Source organism: Streptomyces sp. NPDC032822 (assembly GCF_055578825.1).
Genome location: NZ_JBVIOL010000004.1, coordinates 584,534 through 603,269 on the forward strand (window position 1 = coordinate 584,534; position 18,736 = coordinate 603,269).

Annotated in this window: 18 protein-coding genes; 9 read left to right on the top strand and 9 right to left on the bottom strand. The window is 70.4% G+C overall.

The genetic code is table 11. The features are described from left to right. The first annotated feature begins 7 nt into the window (after nt 1-7). Nucleotides 8-445 (top strand): VOC family protein, encoded by a 438-nt coding sequence (locus ACZ5VD_RS15115; RefSeq protein WP_468553719.1) that lies wholly within the window; start codon nt 8-10, stop codon nt 443-445. A gap of 55 nt (nt 446-500) precedes the next feature. Next, on the top strand, nt 501-1,718 hold the full coding sequence (locus ACZ5VD_RS15120; protein WP_468682430.1) for a cytochrome P450: 1,218 nt from the start codon (nt 501-503) through the stop codon (nt 1,716-1,718). A gap of 167 nt (nt 1,719-1,885) precedes the next feature. Here the strand turns inward: ACZ5VD_RS15120 and ACZ5VD_RS15125 are convergent, their stop codons facing one another. Further along, nucleotides 1,886-3,487, bottom strand: a complete 1,602-nt coding sequence (locus ACZ5VD_RS15125) for an ABC transporter permease (RefSeq protein WP_468553717.1) — start codon at nt 3,485-3,487, stop codon at nt 1,886-1,888. Beyond that, complete coding sequence (locus ACZ5VD_RS15130) at nt 3,484-4,389, bottom strand: ABC transporter ATP-binding protein (RefSeq protein ID WP_468553716.1); 906 nt, start codon at nt 4,387-4,389, stop codon at nt 3,484-3,486. Before ACZ5VD_RS15130 ends, ACZ5VD_RS15125 begins: the two co-directional genes overlap by 4 nt. Before the next feature lie 73 nt (nt 4,390-4,462). Here ACZ5VD_RS15130 and ACZ5VD_RS15135 point away from each other — a divergent pair, with 73 nt between their 5' ends. Together ACZ5VD_RS15135 and ACZ5VD_RS15140 are read left to right on the top strand one after the other, a co-directional pair. After that, nucleotides 4,463-4,981 carry a GbsR/MarR family transcriptional regulator gene (locus ACZ5VD_RS15135; RefSeq protein WP_468553715.1) on the top strand — a complete coding sequence of 173 codons (519 nt, stop codon included), beginning with the start codon at nt 4,463-4,465 and terminating at the stop codon, nt 4,979-4,981. Between the two features lie 322 nt (nt 4,982-5,303). Next, nucleotides 5,304-5,738 (top strand): VOC family protein, encoded by a 435-nt coding sequence (locus ACZ5VD_RS15140; protein ID WP_468553714.1) that lies wholly within the window; start codon nt 5,304-5,306, stop codon nt 5,736-5,738. Nucleotides 5,739-5,851: 113 nt separating this feature from the next. On the opposite strand, the gene ACZ5VD_RS15145 is transcribed toward ACZ5VD_RS15140, so the two are convergent. Beyond that, entirely contained in the window at nt 5,852-7,363 is a 1,512-nt protein-coding gene (locus ACZ5VD_RS15145; RefSeq protein ID WP_468682431.1) for an APC family permease, read from the bottom strand. Between the two features lie 150 nt (nt 7,364-7,513). Between ACZ5VD_RS15145 and ACZ5VD_RS15150 the strand changes: the two genes are divergently transcribed. Continuing rightward, the gene (locus tag ACZ5VD_RS15150; RefSeq protein WP_468682432.1) at nt 7,514-8,902 is read left to right on the top strand and encodes an ethanolamine ammonia-lyase subunit EutB; all 1,389 of its coding nucleotides are present in this window, start codon (nt 7,514-7,516) and stop codon (nt 8,900-8,902) included. Nucleotides 8,903-9,030: 128 nt separating this feature from the next. Next, the gene (eutC, locus tag ACZ5VD_RS15155) at nt 9,031-9,777 is read left to right on the top strand and encodes an ethanolamine ammonia-lyase subunit EutC (protein WP_468553711.1); all 747 of its coding nucleotides are present in this window, start codon (nt 9,031-9,033) and stop codon (nt 9,775-9,777) included. 351 nt (nt 9,778-10,128) lie between these two features. Here eutC and ACZ5VD_RS15160 read toward each other — a convergent pair whose 3' ends face one another. Beyond that, on the bottom strand, nt 10,129-11,007 hold the full coding sequence (locus tag ACZ5VD_RS15160) for a diacylglycerol kinase family protein (RefSeq protein ID WP_468553710.1): 879 nt from the start codon (nt 11,005-11,007) through the stop codon (nt 10,129-10,131). Between the two features lie 194 nt (nt 11,008-11,201). Here ACZ5VD_RS15160 and ACZ5VD_RS15165 point away from each other — a divergent pair, with 194 nt between their 5' ends. Both ACZ5VD_RS15165 and ACZ5VD_RS15170 read left to right on the top strand, forming a co-directional pair. Continuing rightward, on the top strand, nt 11,202-12,485 hold the full coding sequence (locus ACZ5VD_RS15165) for an adenylosuccinate synthase (RefSeq protein ID WP_468553709.1): 1,284 nt from the start codon (nt 11,202-11,204) through the stop codon (nt 12,483-12,485). Between the two features lie 184 nt (nt 12,486-12,669). Beyond that, nucleotides 12,670-14,538, top strand: a complete 1,869-nt coding sequence (locus tag ACZ5VD_RS15170; protein ID WP_468682433.1) for a bifunctional metallophosphatase/5'-nucleotidase — start codon at nt 12,670-12,672, stop codon at nt 14,536-14,538. 68 nt (nt 14,539-14,606) lie between these two features. Here the strand turns inward: ACZ5VD_RS15170 and ACZ5VD_RS15175 are convergent, their stop codons facing one another. Genes ACZ5VD_RS15175 through ACZ5VD_RS15185 form a run of 3 tightly spaced genes read right to left on the bottom strand, consistent with a single transcriptional unit; the run spans nt 14,607 to nt 16,675 of the window. Beyond that, nucleotides 14,607-15,434, bottom strand: coding sequence for a GH12 family glycosyl hydrolase domain-containing protein (locus ACZ5VD_RS15175; protein ID WP_468682434.1), 828 nt, complete (start codon nt 15,432-15,434; stop codon nt 14,607-14,609). A 12-nt stretch (nt 15,435-15,446) separates the two neighbouring features. Further along, on the bottom strand, nt 15,447-16,268 hold the full coding sequence (locus ACZ5VD_RS15180; protein ID WP_468553706.1) for a pectate lyase: 822 nt from the start codon (nt 16,266-16,268) through the stop codon (nt 15,447-15,449). Beyond that, the gene (locus ACZ5VD_RS15185; RefSeq protein ID WP_468553705.1) at nt 16,265-16,675 is read right to left on the bottom strand and encodes a hydrophobin family protein; all 411 of its coding nucleotides are present in this window, start codon (nt 16,673-16,675) and stop codon (nt 16,265-16,267) included. Before ACZ5VD_RS15185 ends, ACZ5VD_RS15180 begins: the two co-directional genes overlap by 4 nt. A gap of 112 nt (nt 16,676-16,787) precedes the next feature. Between ACZ5VD_RS15185 and ACZ5VD_RS15190 the strand changes: the two genes are divergently transcribed. Then, a complete protein-coding gene (locus ACZ5VD_RS15190) occupies nt 16,788-17,081 on the top strand; it encodes a hypothetical protein (protein ID WP_468553704.1) in 294 nt (97 codons plus the stop codon). 42 nt (nt 17,082-17,123) lie between these two features. On the opposite strand, the gene ACZ5VD_RS15195 is transcribed toward ACZ5VD_RS15190, so the two are convergent. Together ACZ5VD_RS15195 and ACZ5VD_RS15200 are read right to left on the bottom strand one after the other, a co-directional pair. After that, on the bottom strand, nt 17,124-17,774 hold the full coding sequence (locus ACZ5VD_RS15195) for a hypothetical protein (RefSeq protein ID WP_468553703.1): 651 nt from the start codon (nt 17,772-17,774) through the stop codon (nt 17,124-17,126). Between the two features lie 192 nt (nt 17,775-17,966). Continuing rightward, nucleotides 17,967-18,668, bottom strand: coding sequence for a GntR family transcriptional regulator (locus tag ACZ5VD_RS15200; protein WP_468682435.1), 702 nt, complete (start codon nt 18,666-18,668; stop codon nt 17,967-17,969). Nucleotides 18,669-18,736: the final 68 nt, after the last annotated feature.

Genomic DNA, 18,736 nt, shown 5'->3' on the forward strand with positions numbered 1-18,736 from the left:
TGAGGCCATGGAACAGCGCATCACGTTGATCACGCTGGGAGTCTCCGATCTCGCCCGCTCCAAGGCCTTCTACGAGGCCCTGGGCTGGCGGGGCCAGGAGATCGAGGAGACCGTCTTCTTCCAGGCGGGCGGTCTGGGGCTGGTCCTGTGGGGCCGGGCCGAGCTGGCGGTGGACTGCGGTCTGGAGCCGCCCGGCCCCCCGGCCGGCTTCGGCGGGATCGCCCTCGCGCACAACGTCCGCTCCGAGGCGGAGGTCGACGCCCTCCTGGCGGCCGTGGCGAAGGCCGGCGGAACCATCACCAAGCCCGCGGCCGTCAACGCCGTCGGCTTCTACTCCAGCGCCTTCACCGACCCGGACGGGCACGCCTGGGAAGTCGCCCACAACCCCGGCTTCCCCCTGGCGGAGGACGGCTCGGTGACCATCCCCGACTTCGGCGCCTCCTGAGCCGGCCGGTGGGACACCCCTGGTCAGCCGGGGGACGGCGGGCTAGCGTCGGTGTATGGCAGCTGTTTCCGATCTCGCGTTCGATCCCTGGGACCCGGCGTTCGTCGCGGACCCCTACCCCGCGTACGCCGAGCTGCGTGCGCGGGGCCGGGTGCACTACTACGAGCCGACCGACCAGTGGCTGGTGCCGCGGCACGCGGATGTGTCGGCGCTGCTGCGGGAGCGGCGGCTGGGGCGGACGTACCAGCACCGGTTCACCCACGAGGACTTCGGGCGGCCGGCGCCGCCGGCGGAGCACGAGCCGTTCCATGTGCTGAACGACCACGGGATGCTCGATCTGGAGCCGCCGGACCACACCCGGATCCGGCGCCTGGTGTCGAAGGCGTTCACGCCGCGCACGGTGGAGCGGCTGAAGCCGTATGTGCACGGACTGGCGGCCGAGCTGGTGTCGGCGCTGGTGGAGAAGGGCGGCGGCGATCTGCTGACGGATGTCGCCGAACCCCTCCCGGTGGCCGTCATCGCCGAGATGCTGGGCATTCCGGAGGCGGACCGGGCGCCGCTGCGGCCCTGGTCGGCGGACATCTGCGGAATGTACGAGCTGAGCCCGCCGCAGGACGTGGCGGCCAGGGCGGTGCGGGCGTCGGTGGAGTTCTCGGACTATCTGCGGGAGCTGATCGCCGAGCGGCGCGGGACCCCGGGCGACGACCTGATCTCCGGGCTGATCGCGGCGCACGACGAGGGCGACCGGCTGACCGAGCAGGAGATGATCTCGACCTGCGTGCTGCTGCTGAACGCGGGCCACGAGGCCACGGTGAACGCCACGGTCAACGGCTGGGCCGCGCTGTTCCGCAACCCGGACCAGCTGGCGGCGCTGCGCGCGGACCGTTCGCTGGTGCCGTCCGCGGTGGAGGAGCTGATGCGGTACGACACCCCGCTGCAGCTCTTCGAGCGCTGGGTGCTGGACGACATCGAGGTCGACGGTACGACGATCCCGAGGGGTGCGGAGATCGCGATGCTCTTCGGTTCCGCCAACCACGATCCCGAGGTCTTCAGCGACCCCGGCCGTCTCGACCTGACCCGTAAGGACAACCCGCACATCTCCTTCAGCGCGGGGATCCACTACTGCATCGGCGCGCCCTTGGCCCGGATCGAACTGGCGGCCTCCATGAGCGCGTTGCTGGAGCTGGCCCCCACGCTGAGTCTGGCGACGGAGCCACGACGCAAGCCGAACTTCGTGATCCGGGGGTTGGAGGGACTGACCGTCGAGGTGTGACCGAGAGAGTGCCGCACGTCCTCCAGGGGGCTCTGCCCCCTGGACCCCCGCTCCTCAAACGCCGGAGGGGCTGAAATCAGCCCGTCCGGCGTTTGAGGACGAGGCCCCTTCAGGGCCGAAGCGGGGGTCTGGGGGCGGCAGCCCCCAGGGTCGGGAAGGGAAGGGGGTCAGGTGCTGAGGTCTCGTCGGCGGAGGCCCGCCAGGCCCGCGCCCACCAGGGCGACCGCCAGCAGGAGAAGGGCCAGGACCGGTCCCCACTCCATGCCTTCGCCCGGCAGCTTCGGCAGGTGGCCGAAGGGGGACAGGTCCAGGACCGCCTGCGGTGCGTCCAGCGCGGGGCCGACCCAGCCGATCAACAGGACCGCCCCGGCCACTCCCCACGCCGCGACAGCGGCCCGCGGGACGACGCCGTAGAGCAGCACCGCCAGCCCACCGATCACCCAGACCGCGGCGACCTGCACCAGGCACGCGCCCAGGATCGGCCCGATCCGCTCGCCGTGGCCCGCGGCGAAGCCGAGTCCGGCGAGCAGCATGATCAGGGCGGATCCGCCGAAGGCGATCACCAGGTGCCCGGCGGCCCAGCGGAGCCGGCCGACCGCGTTGGCCAGGACCGGTTCGGCCCGTCCCGAGGTCTCCTCGCCGTGCAGGCGCAGCACCGAGGCGACGATGTACAGCGCGGCGACCAGCCCGAGCATGCCGATCATCGCGGAGAGGAACGCGTCCGTGATCCCGGACCGGCCGCCCATCCGCTCGATGATCTCGCGGGCGTCGGCGTTGTCACCGACGAGGTCGGCGGCGCCGTCGGTCAGGCCGCCGTAGACGACCCCGGCGAGGAAGAAGCCGATGCCCCAGCCGAGGACGCTGCCGCGTTGCAGCCGCCAGGCGAGGGAGGCGGACGAACCCAGGCGGCCGGTGGCCGGTCCCGGGCGGGTCGGCAGGAAGCTCATGCCGACGTCACGGCGGCCGGCGAGCGTGTAGGCGACGGCGGCCTGCGCCGCCACCGCCGCGGTGAACAGGAGGAGTACCCACCAGCGTTCGGCCGCGAAGGGCCGCAGGTTCTCCAGCCAGCCGATCGGCGACAGCCAGGTCAGGACCGACGAACCGTCGTCCGTCGCCGAGTCGCCGGCCGCGCGCAGCACGAAGGCCGCGCCGAGGACTCCCGCGGTCAGGCCGCGGGCCAGCCGCGCGCTCTCGGTGAGCTGGGCGACGATCGCCGCCATGGTGGCGAAGACCATGCCGACACCGGCGATCCCGAGCCCGAAGGACAGCGCGCCCGCCACGCCCTGTCCGGCGAGTCCGGCCGCCAGCAGCAGGGCCAGTACGGCGTTGGCGACCGCCGCCGTCAGCAGCGCCGCCGTCAGGGACGCCCTACGGCCCACCGCCCCCGACGCCACCAGTTCCTGGCGCCCGCTCTCCTCCTCGTCACGGGTGTGCCGTACGACGATGAGCAGGGCCATGACGGCGGCGAGCGCGCCCGCGTACACGCCGACGCGCCACGCGGTCAGCGCGCCGAGGGAGTCGTCGAAGACCGGGCCGACCATCGCGCGCAGCGAGGAGTTGGTCGACATCTGCGTCATCAGGTCGGCGCGTTCGGAGGGGGTGCCGTACAGGCCCTTCAGGGTGTTCGGCATGGAGAGGACCATCAGCGCGTTCACCCCGATCCAGATCGGGACCGTCGCGCGGTCGCGGCGCAGGGCGAAGCGCAACAGCACGCCGGTGCCGGTGAGTTGCCGTGCGGCGAGGGTGAGCGTCGGCGTCGACGTGGTCATCGGGGTGCCACCTCGTCCTGGTAGTGCCGCAGGAACAGCTCCTCCAGGGTGGGCGGTGTCGACGTCAGCGACCGGACGCCGGTCTCGCCGAGCGAGCGCAGTACGGCGTCCAGTTTGTCGGTGTCGACCTGGAAGCGGACGCGGCGCCCGCGGACGTCGAGGTCGTGGACGCCGGGCAGGTGCGCCAACCCGTTGGGGGCGCCCGCGAGTTCGGCGGTGACGCTGGTCCGGGTGAGATGGCGCAGGTCGGTGAGGGAGCCGGTCTCGACGGTGCGGCCCTGGCGGATGATGCTCACCCGGTCGCAGAGTTCCTCGACCTCGCTGAGGATGTGGGACGACAACAGGACGGTCCTGCCCCGGTCCCGCTCCTCCTCCACACAGCGCCGGAAGACCGCCTCCATCAGGGGGTCGAGTCCGGAGGTCGGCTCGTCCAGGATCAGCAGGTCGACGTCCGAGGCGAACGCGGCGACCAGGGCGACCTTCTGCCGGTTGCCCTTCGAGTACGTCCGGCCCTTCTTCGTCGGGTCGAGTTCGAACCGTTCGATCAGCTCGGCGCGGCGAGCCGCGTCCAGGCCGCCGCGGAGCCTGCCGTACAGGTCGATGACCTCGCCGCCGGAGAGGTTGCGCCACAGGGTCACGTCGCCGGGGACGTACGCGATCCGGCGGTGCAGTTCCACCGCGTCCGCCCAGGGGTCCCGGCCCAGCACCCGCGCGGCGCCCGAGTCGGCGTGCAGCAGGCCGAGCAGGACACGGATGGTGGTGGACTTCCCGGCGCCGTTGGGGCCGAGGAAGCCGTGTACCTCGCCGCGCTCGACGTCCAGGTCGAGGCCGTCCAGGGCGTGTGTCCGTCCGAACGACTTGTGCAGTCCGGATACTCCGACAGCGGAGTGTGCCTTCGTCATGCTGCCGAACGTACGCTTCTTTCAGAAATTTGTGAAGTTAAGGAAGTGTATGAACCCCGGTTAGGATGAGCGCATGACGGAATCAGCCGGAGCCGGGCGGGGCGGGCGGGATGACCGACGGGACACGGAGGCCGTGTCGAGGTTCGTCGAGTCCTTCGCGGCACAGCTCGTCGAGGCGGGCATGCAGCGGATGGCCGCCCGGGTCTTCGCCGCGCTGCTCGCCTCCGACGACGGCGTGCTGACCTCCGCCGAACTCGGCGAGCAACTGAGGATCAGCCCCGCGGCGGTCTCGGGCGCGGTGCGCTACCTGGCCCAGACGCACATGGTGTCGCGCGAGCGGGAGCCCGGCTCGCGCCGGGAGCGCTACCGGGTGCACGGCGACCAGTGGTACGAGGCCCTCGCCAACCGCGAGGCCGTCCTCAAGCGCTGGGAGGGCGCGCTGCGGGAGGGTGTCGCCAGTCTCGGCGCGGAGACCGCCGCGGGCCGCCGGATGGCCGAGACGCTCGCCTTCTTCGAGTTCATCGACGGCGAGGTCGCGGCCATGATGGAGCGCTGGCGGGTGCACCGCGAGAACACCTTCGGCGACGGCTGACCGACAGCGAGGAAGCTCCGCCCGCGGTGCCGAGGCCGTTCCGGAGCGGTGCGTGGGATCGCCGGCGGGGCGCTGCGACCTGTTCAGGTGAACATCGAGGTTCTTGATGCCACGGCGGTCGGCCGGTTCCGGGCGGAGGCGCTCGGCTGGGGCCGGGGCGATGTGCCGTGGACGGTGCCTGGCCGACCCCGAGGGCCACGCGTTCCGCGTCCTCGGCACGGGGAACTGGGCACCTGCCACGGGGAAGTGGGCACCTGCCACGGGGAACTGAGCACCCGCCACGGGGAACTGAGCAACGGAACCCCCCTGCTAGGGTGCGCCGATGTCGTCGATCAAGAAGGTCCAGGTCACCTTCGACTGCGCGGATCCCGAGCGCGTCGCCCGCTTTTGGTGCGAGGTGTTGGGGTACGAAGTACCGCCGCCGCCGGAGCCGTTCGCCACGTGGGACGACTTCAAGCGCTCCCTGCCTCCCGAGGAGCAGGGCGCGTGGTTCGTCTGCCGTGATCCCTCGGGTGTGGGCCCGCGACTGTACTTCCAGCGCGTTCCCGAAGGGAAGGTCGCCAAGAACCGGGTGCACCTCGACGTGCGGGTAGGCACCGGGCTCGTGGGTGAGGAGCGGCTGGCCACGCTTGAGGCCGAGTGCGCACGACTGGTCGCGCTCGGCGCGGTGTGCGTGCAGGTACTGCCCGCGGACGAGGACAACGAGTCCTGCATCTCCATGCAGGACATCGAGGGCAACGAGTTCTGTCTCGACTGAGCGTTCCGCCGGGACGCCGGGACGGCGAGGCGGGAAGCTGTCCGCGACAGCGCGAACCGCCCCGCCCCGGCCCGGCCCGATCGGCGTGCGGGCAACCTGGTGGGCGGACGGTGTCAGCGCTCCTTCGTCTCCTCCAGCACCGTCCGGCCGATCAGTGCGTACCGGGACGGATTCCGGCGCTTGAGGAGCTGCGCGTACCCGATGCCCGTCGCCGCGACCAGCACGACCAGCCAGGGGGTCGCCTTCAGAACCAGTGAGCCGGACTCCGTGCCGGCCGCCGCGCCCATGTGGGACACCAGGAGCACGACCACCGCGAGCATGGCCACCCCGCCCACCAGCGGGGCGGTGAACGTCTTGAACCAGTGGCGGCTCTCGGGGTGGTTCTTGCGGAAGTACGCCAGCACCGCGAACGAACACACCGCCTGCACGACGAGGATCGCCATGGTGCCGAGGATGGCGAGAAGGACGTAGAGACCGGCGTACGGGTCCTTGCCCGCGACCCAGAACGCGGCGATCAGGACGGCGCTGACGATGGTCTGGACGAGGCCGGCGATGTGCGGGGAGCCGTTCCGTGCGTGGGTGCGGCCGATGGTGTTCTTGAGGGCGGGGATCACGCCCTCGCGGCCCAGCGCGTACATGTAGCGGGCGGCGCAGTTGTGGAAGGCCATGCCGCAGGCGAGCGAGCCGGTGATCATCAGCCACTGCATGACGACGACCGCCCAGTGGCCGACGTACTGCTCGGTGGGGTTGAAGAACAGGGCGAGCGGGTTGGCGGAGGAGGCCGCGGCCACCGCCTGCTTCTCGCCGTTGCCGATGATGGCCATCCAGGAGACGAAGACGTAGAAGACGCCGACGCCGAGGACCGAGACCATCGTCGCCTTGGGGATGATCTTCTTCGGGTCGCGGGACTCCTCGCCGTACATCGCCGTCGACTCGAAGCCGACCCACGACCAGAAGGCGAAGAAGAGGCCGAGGCCGGCGCTGGTGCCCTGGAAGGCGTTGACCGGGTTGACCGGGCCGAAGGTGAAGCCGTTCGGGCCGCCGCCGTGCAGGGCGACCGAGATCGCCATCGCGGCGAGGACCGTCACCTCGGTGGCGAGGAGGACGACGAGCAGCTTCTCCGCGACCGAGACGCCGAACCAGGTGCCCATCGCGTTGACGGCGAGCATCAGGACCGCGAAGCCCCACCACGGGACGTGAAGTCCCGTCTGGTCTTCGAGAGTTGTCGTCGCGAACACCGAGAAGATGCCGATGAGGGCCGGCTCGAAGACGACGTACGCGAAGGTGGCCAACAGCCCCGACGCGAGGCCGACGGTGCGGCCGAGGCCGTACGAGATGAAGCCGTAGAACGATCCGGTGGACGTGATGTGCTTCGCCATCGACGTGAAGCCGACGGAAAAGATTGCCAGGACGACCATTGCGACGAGGTAGCTCGCCGGGGCGCCGATGCCGTTGCCCGACGACACCATGAAGGGCACGTTGCCGGTCATCGCGGTGATCGGGGCGGCGGTCGCCACGGCCATGAAGACCACCCCGAGCAGGCCCACGGCGTTGGGCTTCAGCCGGTGGACGGTGTCGCCCCCGCTTGTCTGCGCCGCTGGGGCGATCCCCTCGTCCACTGCCATCGGGCTGGCCCCTCTCCTGCTGGTCCGGTGCTGCACTGGACCGGAACTCTGTAGTCCGAATGAGTCGGTCGATGACACCGGGACGTTAAATGTTTGTCAACCAGACCTTTAGAAATCTGGCGGCAACACGTGGCTCGTACGGTCGCCGCCATGAGCGCCTACACGTCCACCCTCAGCGGCGAGCGCCACCGCTTCGACTCGCTCGCGCGCCTGCTCGCCGCCGCGAGCCCCGAGCGCTCCGGCGACCGGCTGGCCGGGCTCGCCGCCTCGTCCGCCCGGGAACGGGTCGCCGCCCGCTGGGCGCTGGCCGAGGTGCCCCTGGCGACCTTCCTCACCGAATCGGTGATCCCCTACGAGACCGACGACGTGACCCGGCTGATCCTCGACACCCACGACCCGGTGGCCTTCGCGCCGGTCGCCGGGATGACGGTCGGGGAACTGCGGGAGTGGCTGCTGTCGGAGGCGGCGGACGGGGCGGCGCTGGCCGCGGTCGCCCCCGGGCTGACACCCGAGATGGCGGCGGCCGTGTCCAAGCTGATGGGCAACGCGGACCTGGTGGCCGTGGCCCGGAAGGTGCGGGTGGTGACGGCGTTCCGGTCGACGATCGGCCTGCCGGGCCGGCTGGCGACGAGACTGCAGCCCAACCACCCCACCGACGACCCGGCCGGGGTGGCCGCGGCCCTGCTGGACGGCCTGCTGCTCGGGTCGGGCGACGCCGTCATCGGCATCAACCCGGCGACCGACAGCCCGAAAGCCGTACGGGACCTGCTGGAACTGCTCGACGGAGTGATCACCCGGTACGGCATCCCGACCCAGTCGTGTGTCCTGAGCCATGTCACGACGAGCATCGACCTCATGGAACGCGGTGCCCCCGTCGACCTCGTCTTCCAGTCCATCGCGGGCACCCAGGCCGCGAACGCCTCCTTCGGAGTCACCCTCGGCCTCCTCGACGAGGCGTACGAGGCGGCCCTCGCACTGGACCGGGGCACGGTCGGCCGGAACGTCATGTACTTCGAGACCGGCCAGGGCAGCGCGCTGTCGGCGGACGCGCACCACGGGGTGGACCAGCAGACGGTGGAGGCGCGGGCCTACGCGGTCGCCCGGCGCTATCGGCCGTTGCTGGTCAACACGGTGGTCGGCTTCATCGGGCCCGAGTACCTCTACGACGGCCGGCAGATCCTGCGTGCCGCCCTGGAGGACCACTTCTGCGGCAAGCTGCTCGGCCTGCCGATGGGCCTCGACATCTGCTACACCAACCACGCGGACGCCGATGACGACGACATCGCGACCATGCTGACCATGCTCGGCGTCGCCGGCGCCTCCTTCGTGATCTGCACGCCGGGCGGCGACGACATCATGCTCAACTACCAGTCGGCCTCCTACCACGACGCGCTGTACCTGCGGGAGGTGCTCGGGCTGCGCCCGGCGCCGGAGTTCGAGGCCTGGCTGGAGTCCATCGGGCTGCTGGACGAGCGGGGCGGGATCCGCGAGGTCGCGGCGCATCCGCTGACGGCGATCGGACGGGGGCTCGCCGCATGAGCCGACTCCCTGTGGACCCGGTGGACCCCGTGGACCCTGTGAACCTCGTGGGCCCCGTGGGCTCCGTGAACTCAGCGAACCCCGTGAACTCCCAGGACCCCGTGAACTCAGCGAATCCTCTGAACCCCGTGAACCCCGTACACGCGGATGACCTGGCCCTCTGGGCGGCCCTGCGTCGGCACACCCAGGCCCGGATCGGGCTCGGCCGCGCCGGGTCCGGCCTGCCGACCCGGCACCGGCTGGAGCTCCAGGCCGCGCACGCGGCGGCCCGGGACGCGGTGCACTCGCCGTTCGACCCGGACACCGTCGCCGCCGCGCTGACGGGGATGCCGACCGTACGGGTCCGCAGTGCCGCCCCCGACCGGCTGACCTACCTCCAGCGTCCCGACCTGGGCCGCCGGCTGCACCCCACCGACCGGGCGCACCTGCCGCAGGGGGAGTGGGACGTGGTGTTCGTCGTCGCCGACGGGCTGTCCAGCCGGGCGGTGCACGAGCATGCGGCGGGGGTGGTGCGGGCGACGGTGTCCCTGCTGCCGCCCGACTGGCGGGTGGCGCCCGTCGTCCTCGCCGAACAGGCCCGGGTGGCCCTCGGTGACGACATCGCGTCGGCGATGGGCGCGGTGACGGTCGTCGTCCTCGTCGGGGAGCGGCCCGGCATGTCCGCGGCGGACTCCCTCGGCGCGTACCTCACCTACCGGCCGCGGCCCGGCACCACCACCGACGCCGACCGCAACTGTCTCTCCAACATCCGCCCGCCCCTGGGCCTCACCCATACCGCGGCGGCCGGGAAACTGGTCGCGCTGATGGGGCGGGCGCGGGAGCTGGGCCGCACGGGGGTCGCCCTCAAGGACGAGTCACAGTCCTTGCCGAGCTGACACCCCGACCTCTCTCGCCTCGTCCCAGGGGGCTGCCGCCCCCGGACCCCCGCTTCGGCCCCGAAAGGGCCTCGTCCTCGAACGCCGGACGGGCTGAGGGGGGCGGGACCGTTCGACTGACCGAGTCGGGTGGTGGGTGGGCATAGGTCGGGCTCAAACGCCGGACGCGCTGAGGGGGGCGGGACTGTTCGACTGACCGAGTCGGGTGGTGGGTGGGCATAGGTCGGGGGTCTGGGGGCGGAGCCCCCAGGGGGTGAGGCGACGGAGGGCGAGCCCTCAAGGGGGTGACCAGGCGGGGGGTGAGCCCCCCCCCAGGGGGTGAGTCGACCGGGGAGGGTGAGCCGGTGGGGGTCAGTGGGTCGGGAGGGTCAAGCCCCATGCGCCCTCCCATACCGTCCACGTCCGCTTCCGTACCGGCCCCGACAGCACCGCGTCCGCCCGATAGTGGAAGTCCGCCCCGGAGACGGTGACCCGGCGCCCCGTCGCCAGCAGCGGCGTCGCCTCCGCGCCCACCGACAGCGGGCGGATCTCGACCTCGGCGAGCCCCGAGGGCCCGGGGGTGACGAAGAGGGCCTCCAGGGGCTGGTCGAGGTCGACCAGGGTGACCCCGTCGACCTCGACCCGGAGGCGGGCGGGCCCGGGGGCGGACGTGGGCGCGGGCGAGCGCGCGGGCCGGGCCGTCACCAGGGTCCGTACGAGGGACCGCATCCAGGGCCGGCCGGACCCGAACACCGCCCCGAACGCCGCCCCGGACAGCGCCGCCCCCGGCGGATCCTCCTCCGCGGAGGATTCCCGGGTCGGCGGAATCCGCAGAGCGCCCAGCACCACCCCGTCGCTCTCGTCGACCAACAGGTCCATCCGTCGCTCGGCCCCGTCCAGGACGGCCCGCGCCGCCGCCACCGCACCCGTGGGCACCCCCAGGGAACGCGCCAACGCCAGGACACCGCCCACCGGCACGACGGACAGCCCGCATCCCGCCAGCTCGCGCCGCCGGTGCAGCAGGGACACCGCCCGCACCAGAGCCCGGTCGTCGCCGATCACGACGGGCCGCCGGGACCCCCTTCTCTGGAGCGCCCGGGCGAATTCCTCGGGCCCGTCCGGGAGGCACACTTTCGTGGTCGCACCCGCGCTGAGCACGTCTTTCGCGATCCGGACGGACTCGCCGTCCGTCCGTCGGGCGACCGGGTCGATGACCACCAGCAGCTGGTCGGAAGTCGCCACCTCGGTCATGCCTCGCTTCCTCGGGTAGCATCTTTGTGCAAGAGCCCCTTGCGCTATTGCGCCAGGGGCTTCGTCTATTCCGGGGCATCCGGTCCGACGGGTTGCGGCCAACGAAGGTCGCCGGTGTACGAGGCATGAGCCGAAAGCTCTGACACGTACGCCCCTGACCTTGGACATGCCCCGCCCGGAAGGGGTGTACGCGCGTGCCCGCACTTGTGCTGCTCGGTGCTCAGTGGGGTGACGAAGGCAAGGGAAAGGCGACCGACCTGCTCGGTGGCTCGGTGGACTATGTGGTGCGCTACCAGGGCGGCAACAACGCCGGCCACACGGTAGTCGTGGGCGATCAGAAGTACGCCCTCCACCTCCTCCCTTCCGGAATCCTCTCGCCGGGGTGTACTCCGGTCATCGGTAACGGAGTCGTCGTCGACCCGTCGGTCCTGTTCTCCGAGCTGAACGGACTGAACGAGCGTGGCGTCGACACGTCCAAGCTCCTCATCAGCGGAAACGCGCACATCATCACGCCTTACAACGTGACGGTGGACAAGGTGACGGAACGCTTCCTCGGGAAGCTGAAGATCGGCACCACCGGTCGCGGTATCGGCCCGACCTACGCCGACAAGATCAACCGCGTGGGCATCCGGGTCCAGGACCTGTACGACGAGTCGATCCTCACCCAGAAGGTGGAGGCGGCGCTCGACGTCAAGAACCAGATCCTCACCAAGCTCTACAACCGGCGTGCCATCGCCGTCGACCAGGTGGTCGAGGAACTGCTCGGTCACGCCGAGAAGCTCCGGCCCTACGTCGCCGACACCGTTCTCCTCCTCAACCAGGCGCTGGAGAACGACAAGGTGGTCCTCTTCGAGGGCGGCCAGGGCACCCTCCTGGACATCGACCACGGCACGTATCCCTTCGTCACGTCCTCGAACCCGACCGCGGGCGGCGCCTGCACGGGCGCCGGTGTCGGCCCGACGAAGATCAGCCGGGTCATCGGCATCCTGAAGGCGTACACCACCCGCGTCGGTTCGGGCCCGTTCCCGACGGAGCTCTTCGACGAGGACGGCGAGGCGCTGCGCCGTATCGGCGGCGAGCGGGGCGTCACCACCGGCCGTGACCGCCGCTGCGGCTGGTTCGACGCGGTGATCGCCCGGTACGCGACCCGGGTCAACGGCCTGACGGACTTCTTCCTCACCAAGCTCGACGTCCTCACCGGCTGGGAGCAGATCCCGGTCTGTGTGGCGTACGAGATCGACGGCAAGCGCGTCGAGGAACTCCCGTACTCGCAGAGCGACTTCCACCACGCGAAGCCGATCTACGAGAGCCTTCCGGGCTGGTCCGAGGACATCACCAAGGCGAAGTCCTTCTCCGACCTCCCGAAGAACGCCCAGGCGTACGTGAAGGCACTGGAGGAGATGTCCGGCGCCCCGATCTCCGCGATCGGCGTGGGCCCGGGCCGGGACGAGACGATCCAGATCAACTCGTTCCTGTAGTCACCGCGGGTGCCGTCACCGCTGTCGGTACCTCACTCATGGGCCGGTCATGGACATCCTTGACCGGCCCATGGCCTGCTCCTGGTTCCCCCTGGAACTGGAGGGACGCAACTATCTACGCGGGTAGTTCCGACCGTCTCCTCCACACCCCGCACTCCTCCCTCTCCCGTTCCAGGAGCCTCGTATGCCCGTCCCTCCCATGAACCGCCGCGAGTTCGTGCAGAAAACGGCCGTCACCGGCGCGGCCGTGGCCGCCGTCGGGGCGGCGGGCGCTCCCGCGCAGGCCGCCGGCCGGCACCCCGGGAAGCCTCCCCGCACCTGGTCCTTCTCCATCCTCGGCACCACCGACCTGCACAGCCATGTCTTCGACTGGGACTACTACACCGATGCCGCCTACACGGACAGCAAGGGCAACTCGGTCGGCATCGCCCGCGTCGCCACGCTCGTCAAGCAGCAGCGCGAGGCCAAGGGCGAGGACCGTGTGCTGCTCGTCGACGCCGGCGACATCATCCAGGGGACGTCACTGGCGTACTACTACGCACGCGTGGACCCGATCACCGGCACGGACGGGACGAACGGGACGCAAGGGGCAAGCGGAAACAACGGGAAGAGTGGGAAGCATCGCGCGAAGGCGCCCCGGCATCCCATGGCCGTCGCCATGAACCACATGCGCTACGACGCCGCCGCCCTCGGCAACCACGAGTTCAACTACGGCATCGAGGTGCTGCGCACGTTCGAGAGCCAGTGCCGCTTCCCGCTGCTCGGGGCGAACGCGCTGGACGCCAAGACCCTGCGGCCCGCCTTCCACCCGTACACCGTGAAGCGGATCCATGTCCCCGGCGGGCCGGACATCAAGGTCGGCATCCTCGGCCTCACCAACCCGGGCATCGCCCTGTGGGACAAGGACAACGTCGGCGGGAAGATGGTCTTCCCGGGGCTGGTCGAGCAGGCGAAGAAGTACGTGCCCCGGCTGCGCGCGCTGGGCTGTGACGTCGTCTTCCTGACCGACCACTCCGGTCTCGACGGCTCCTCGTCGTACGGCGACGAACTCCCGTACGTGGAGAACGCGTCGAACCTCGTCGCCGAGCAGGTCCCCGGCATCGACGCGATCCTGGTCGGGCACACGCACGTCGAGGTGTCGTCGTACACCGTCACCAACAAGGAGACCGGCAAGGACGTCGTCCTCTCCGAGCCGTACTGCTGGGGCATGCGGCTCACCGTCTTCGACTTCGACCTCGAACTCGTCCACGGACAGTGGAAGGTCACCGGGACCACCGCGCGGACCCTCGACCCCAAGGGCGTCGACGAGGACCCGGAGATCACCGAACTCCTGAGGGCGGACCACGAGTTGGTGGTGCAGTACGTCAACACACCGGTGGGCACCTGCACCGAGGACCTCTCGGGGGCGGAGGCCTGCTGGAAGGACGTCCCCATCATGGACTTCATCCACGAGGTGCAGACCCAGACCGTCAAGGCGGGCCTGTCCACGGCGGACGCGGCGCTCCCGCTGATCTCGGTCGCCGCCCCCTTCAGCCGCACCGCCGACATCCCCGCGGGCGACGTCACCATCCGCGACATCGCCGGGCTCTACATCTACGACAACACCCTCTACGGCAAGAAGCTCACGGGCGCCCAGCTCAAGGACTACCTGGAGTACGCGGCGAAGTACTACGCCAAGGTGCCGACGGGCACGAAGGTCGACACCGCCACCCTCACCAACGCCAACAGCTTCTGGGACTACATGTACGACACCGCCTCGGGCGTCTCGTACGACATCGACATCGCGCAGCCGGAGGGCTCGCGGATCAGGAACCTCGCCTACGGCGGCACGGCCGTCGCCGACGACCAGGTCTTCGTCGTCGCCGTCAACAACTACCGGGCGAACGGCGGTTCCGGCTATCCGCACATCGCCGCCGCCGACATCGCGTACAGCTCCACGAACGAGATCCGCCAGCTGATGATCGACTACGTGACCGCCAAGGGAGCGCTCGACCCGGCCGGCTTCGCCGCCACGAACTGGAAGCTGACGCAGGACGGGACGGCGGTCTTCTAGAGCCGGTCCGCCGAGAGGTGATGAGGGCGCCCCCGGCCGTGGGGCGCCCTCCGTGCGTCAGTCGCCGCTCAGCCCACGTTCACCGAGTACGCGCTGCTGCTCAGCTTGCCCTTGCCGGTGAAGACCTCGGTGCCCGCCTCGACGCTCGTCAGGTACGAGGTGTTGGCCAACAGGCGTTTCTGGACGAGGGTGTTGGCCAGGCCCGTCAGGTCGGTCGTCGCGCTGTTGGTGTTGGCGGTGCGGACGAACGAGTAGACGTTCCAGCTGCTGGTGACCTTGCCGCTGCCGTCCTTGTTGATGATCTTGCCGACGTAGAGGTCCCAGGACGTGCCGCCGACGTTGACCGTCTCCCGCTTGGTGCCCAGCGGGCCCGCGCCGTTCTGGCGGTTGAGCCAGACCATCATCTCGTCGTGGGGCTGGTCCTTCCAGTCCGGGTTGGCCTTCTGGTGGAACCAGACGTCGTAGGCGACGTTCATCACCGTGGGTCGTTGCTGGGTGATGTTGAAGCTCCACGAACCGGTCACCTTGCGGCCGCTGTTGAGCCGGACCGGAAGCTTGGTGTTCTTCTCCTTCCAGCCCCAGTGCCAGCCCAGGACGACACTGCCGTACGCCTTGACGCTGGTCCGGTCGCCGGTCCAGTCGAAGGACGTCTCCCAGTTGGCCTTGCCGCCCCGGTAGGAGTTCAGCCAGGTGCACTGCTTGCCGGAGGCGTTCTTGGCGCCCCAGACGTTGTTGTTGAGGTAGTACGGCGGGATGCTGATGGTGTTGAAGGCCGTACAGGTGTCGGCGGCCTGGACGGTGGGGGCCGCCGTCGCCGTCTGGGAGGCCAGCAGCAGCGGTACCGCCGTGAGGGCGGCCAGCAGCGGTCCGCGGCGGCGGTGCGCGAGGGTGTTCACGGTGTCTCTCCCTTACTTGTAGGTGACGTCCGACGTCCGGTAGACGCAGTTCCTGCCGTCCGGGCCGGAGCCGGTCTTGGTGGGCTCGCCGACCGTCGTCCCGCGGAACTTCTGGCAGACCACGATCCTGCGGTTGCCGTCGCCCACGATCGTGATCCGGGTCAGCCGCGCGGTGTCCCCGTACGGCGTGGCGTTGATGCCGACGACGTCGAGGCCCGGGGCCGTGATGGTGACGTTGTCCACCACGACGTGGCGCTGGTACTGCGTCTTGCAGACACCGCAGGAGCGGTACAGCTTGCCGAAGTCGGCGACCTTGAAGTTGCGGATGACGAACGTGCCGGGCCCGTTGTGCTGGAACACCTTGTCGGCGGCCTTGCGCGCGCCGCCGCCGTCGATCGTCATGGTCTGCGAGCCGCGGGTGCCCTTGAAGGTGGCCGCGTCCTCGCCGACGTCCTCCCACCACACGTTCTTGAGCGTGCAGGTGCCCCGGCAGTGGATGCCGTCGGCGGCCGGTGCGCCGATGATCACGTTCGACACGGTGGCGCCGTCGGCGAGTTCGAGGATCGGGTCCTGGCCCTCGACCTGGCCGCCGCCGCCGAGGGCGCCGGTGCCGACGAAGCGGGTGAAGTCGAAGTTCCGGTTGCCGCTGACCGGTTTGGTCTTCCCGACCTTCTCGGTGCGCTTGGCGGCGGGCCAGTCGGCGGCCGGACGCGCGGCCTCCGACCGGAGCGTCGGGGATACGGCGGTGGCCGGTTCCGCCGTGGTCAGGGCGGTGGTGCCGAGGACGGCGGCCAGCGCGACACCGGCGCCGAGGAGTCGACGGAAGCGGATCACCGGGCCGTCACCGCCTCGGGGCGTACCCGGTGGTGCTGGGACTCCGGCGAGGAGCCCGCCGGGACGCAGCCCAGCCCGATCAGACCCCAGCGGCCGGCCTCGGAGTCGGCCACGCACTCCACCGGGGTGTCGTGGCACTCGTCGGTGTGCTCTTCGGGGGTGAAGTTGTGCGGGTGGCAGCCGATGGCCACGGCGACGTCCGCCGGCACACTCAGCCCGGCGTGGTCGAGGACGGGCTGGACGTCGGCGTCGCCGGCCGGGGCGAGGTCCTGGCAGCAGTAGCCCGCCGGGAGCCTGACGAGGGCGGGCGCGGTGGGGGCCGCCTGTGCCGTCGCCGGCAGCAAGGGCACCAGTGCCGCGGCCGCGAGTGCGGTCAGTGGCACGCATGTGCGAGTGCGGATGTTCATGATCGCATCGTGGGAGTCTCTACATAATCTCCGCATTTCGGGCGGTCCGAACGTGTCCGCGCCAAGGGTGCATATCAGGCATACGCTGGACGGTGAAGGAAAGGTGATCGCGATGCGCGTACTGCTCAAGGCGTCCATGGACACGGAGAAGGCGAACGAGGCCATCCGGAGCGGCACCCTGGGGAAACTGATCCAGGAGTCGGTGGAACAGATCAAGCCCGAAGCGGCCTACTTCACCGCGGAGAACGGCGAACGCACCGCCTACTTCGTCTTCGACATGCGGGACAGCTCCCAGATGCCGATGATCAGCGAACCGTTCTTCCTCAACCTGGGTGCCAAGATCTCCTACACCCCGGTGATGAACCTCGACGACGTGGAGAAGGGGCTCTCCCAGCTGGGGCGCTGACCGGGCCGTCGACCGAGGCGGCCGACCGGGCCGAGGAACTCCTCAGCTGAAGATGATCATCGATCCCTGCGCCAGACTCCGCGTGGCCGCCGCGTGCAGCCCGAGCCACACATGGCGCTCCCGGGCGAAGGGGCTGGGGTCGTACGGTGCCGGCACGGCCGGCTCCTCCAGCTCCGTGGGCGCGAGCGGCGCCTCGGGAGGCGACGGGGGGTTGGCCGGGTCGATGCCGAGCGACGGGGCGACGTACTCCAGTTCCCGCAGCAGTGTCTGGGAGGAGCCCAACGGGCCGCCGCCCGCGAGGAGTTCGTCGTTGGACAGCGGGTGCGGGAAGTCCACGGGGACGTAAGCGCCCGCGTGGTCGTAGTGCCACACGAGGTGGGACTGCTGGGCCGTGGTCTCGAACATCTCCAGCAACTGCTCGTAGTCGCCGCCCAGTTCGTCCACCGGCGTCACGGGCAGGCCGCACACCTGGAGCAGGTAGGCACGGCGCAGGAAGTGCAGCGCGTCGTAGTCGAACCCGGCGACCGGGGCGACCTCGCCGGACAGCCCCGGCATGTACTGGTACACCGGCACGGGCGGCAGCGCGGCCTCGGCGAGCACCTTGTTGTACTGCGCGAGTTCCTCGGCGAACGGATTGTCCGGCGTATGGCACAACACGTCTACGAGCGGCACCAGCCACAGGTCACAGGCCAACAGTCAGCTCCTCGGATACTCGACGCGCAGAGTCGATGTCACAGCGTGGTCAGGGCAGGGTAGTCGGTGCGGCGCCCGGTGCGCTGCGGTCGTGCACGTCCCATACCCGTGCCCGCCCGGCTCACCCGTGCCCGCGGGTTCACCCGCTCACCCGTGCCCGCGGGTTCACCCGCTCACCCGTGCCCGCCCGGCTCACCCGGAGGCGAGTCGTTCGATCAGTGTGAGGGCGTCCTTGTTGTACGCGGCGACCATCGAGCGGGCGGCGTCGGTGTCGTGCTCGGAGAGGGCGTCCACCAGCGCGGTGTGCCCGGACCACAGGCTGCCGCGCAGGTCGGACAGCCGGCGCAGGTGCTGGACCGTGCACACCCAGGACTGCACGCGCAGCCGGTGCAGGAAGTCGGCGAGGTAGCGGTTGCCGAACAGGTTGCTCAACTCGCGCCAGAAGCGCAGGTCGTAGCCGATCAGGACGGTGAGGTCCCCGGCGGCGGCGGCACGCTGCGCCTCCTCGCCGCGACGGCGTACGCCCGCCACGGCGGCGGCCGTACGGGGATCGTCGAGGTCGTCGTAGCCCTGGTGGCCGCTGTCGAGGACCTGGAACATCCCGTCGATGACGAGGCTGCGCGCCTCGATGATGCCCCGGAAGTCGGTGTACGAGTACTCGTGGACCCGGAAGCCCCGGTGCTGGTCGGCTTCGAGGAGTCCCTGCGCGGAGAGATCGACCAGTGCCTCGCGCACCGGTGTCGCGGAGACGCCGTACTGCTCGGCGATCTCCTTCACCGTGAACTCCTGCCCCGGCTGCAGCCGCCCGGCCAGCACCTCGTCACGGAGCGCGTCGGCGATCTGCTGCCGCAGGGTGCTGCGGGTGACGGCGCCGTTGCCGCTACTGCCGGGCATGGTCGGGGCGTCTCCCTCGTCGCGGTCGGGTGGCGTACACGTACATGTCTACGAGCACGCCACCTTAC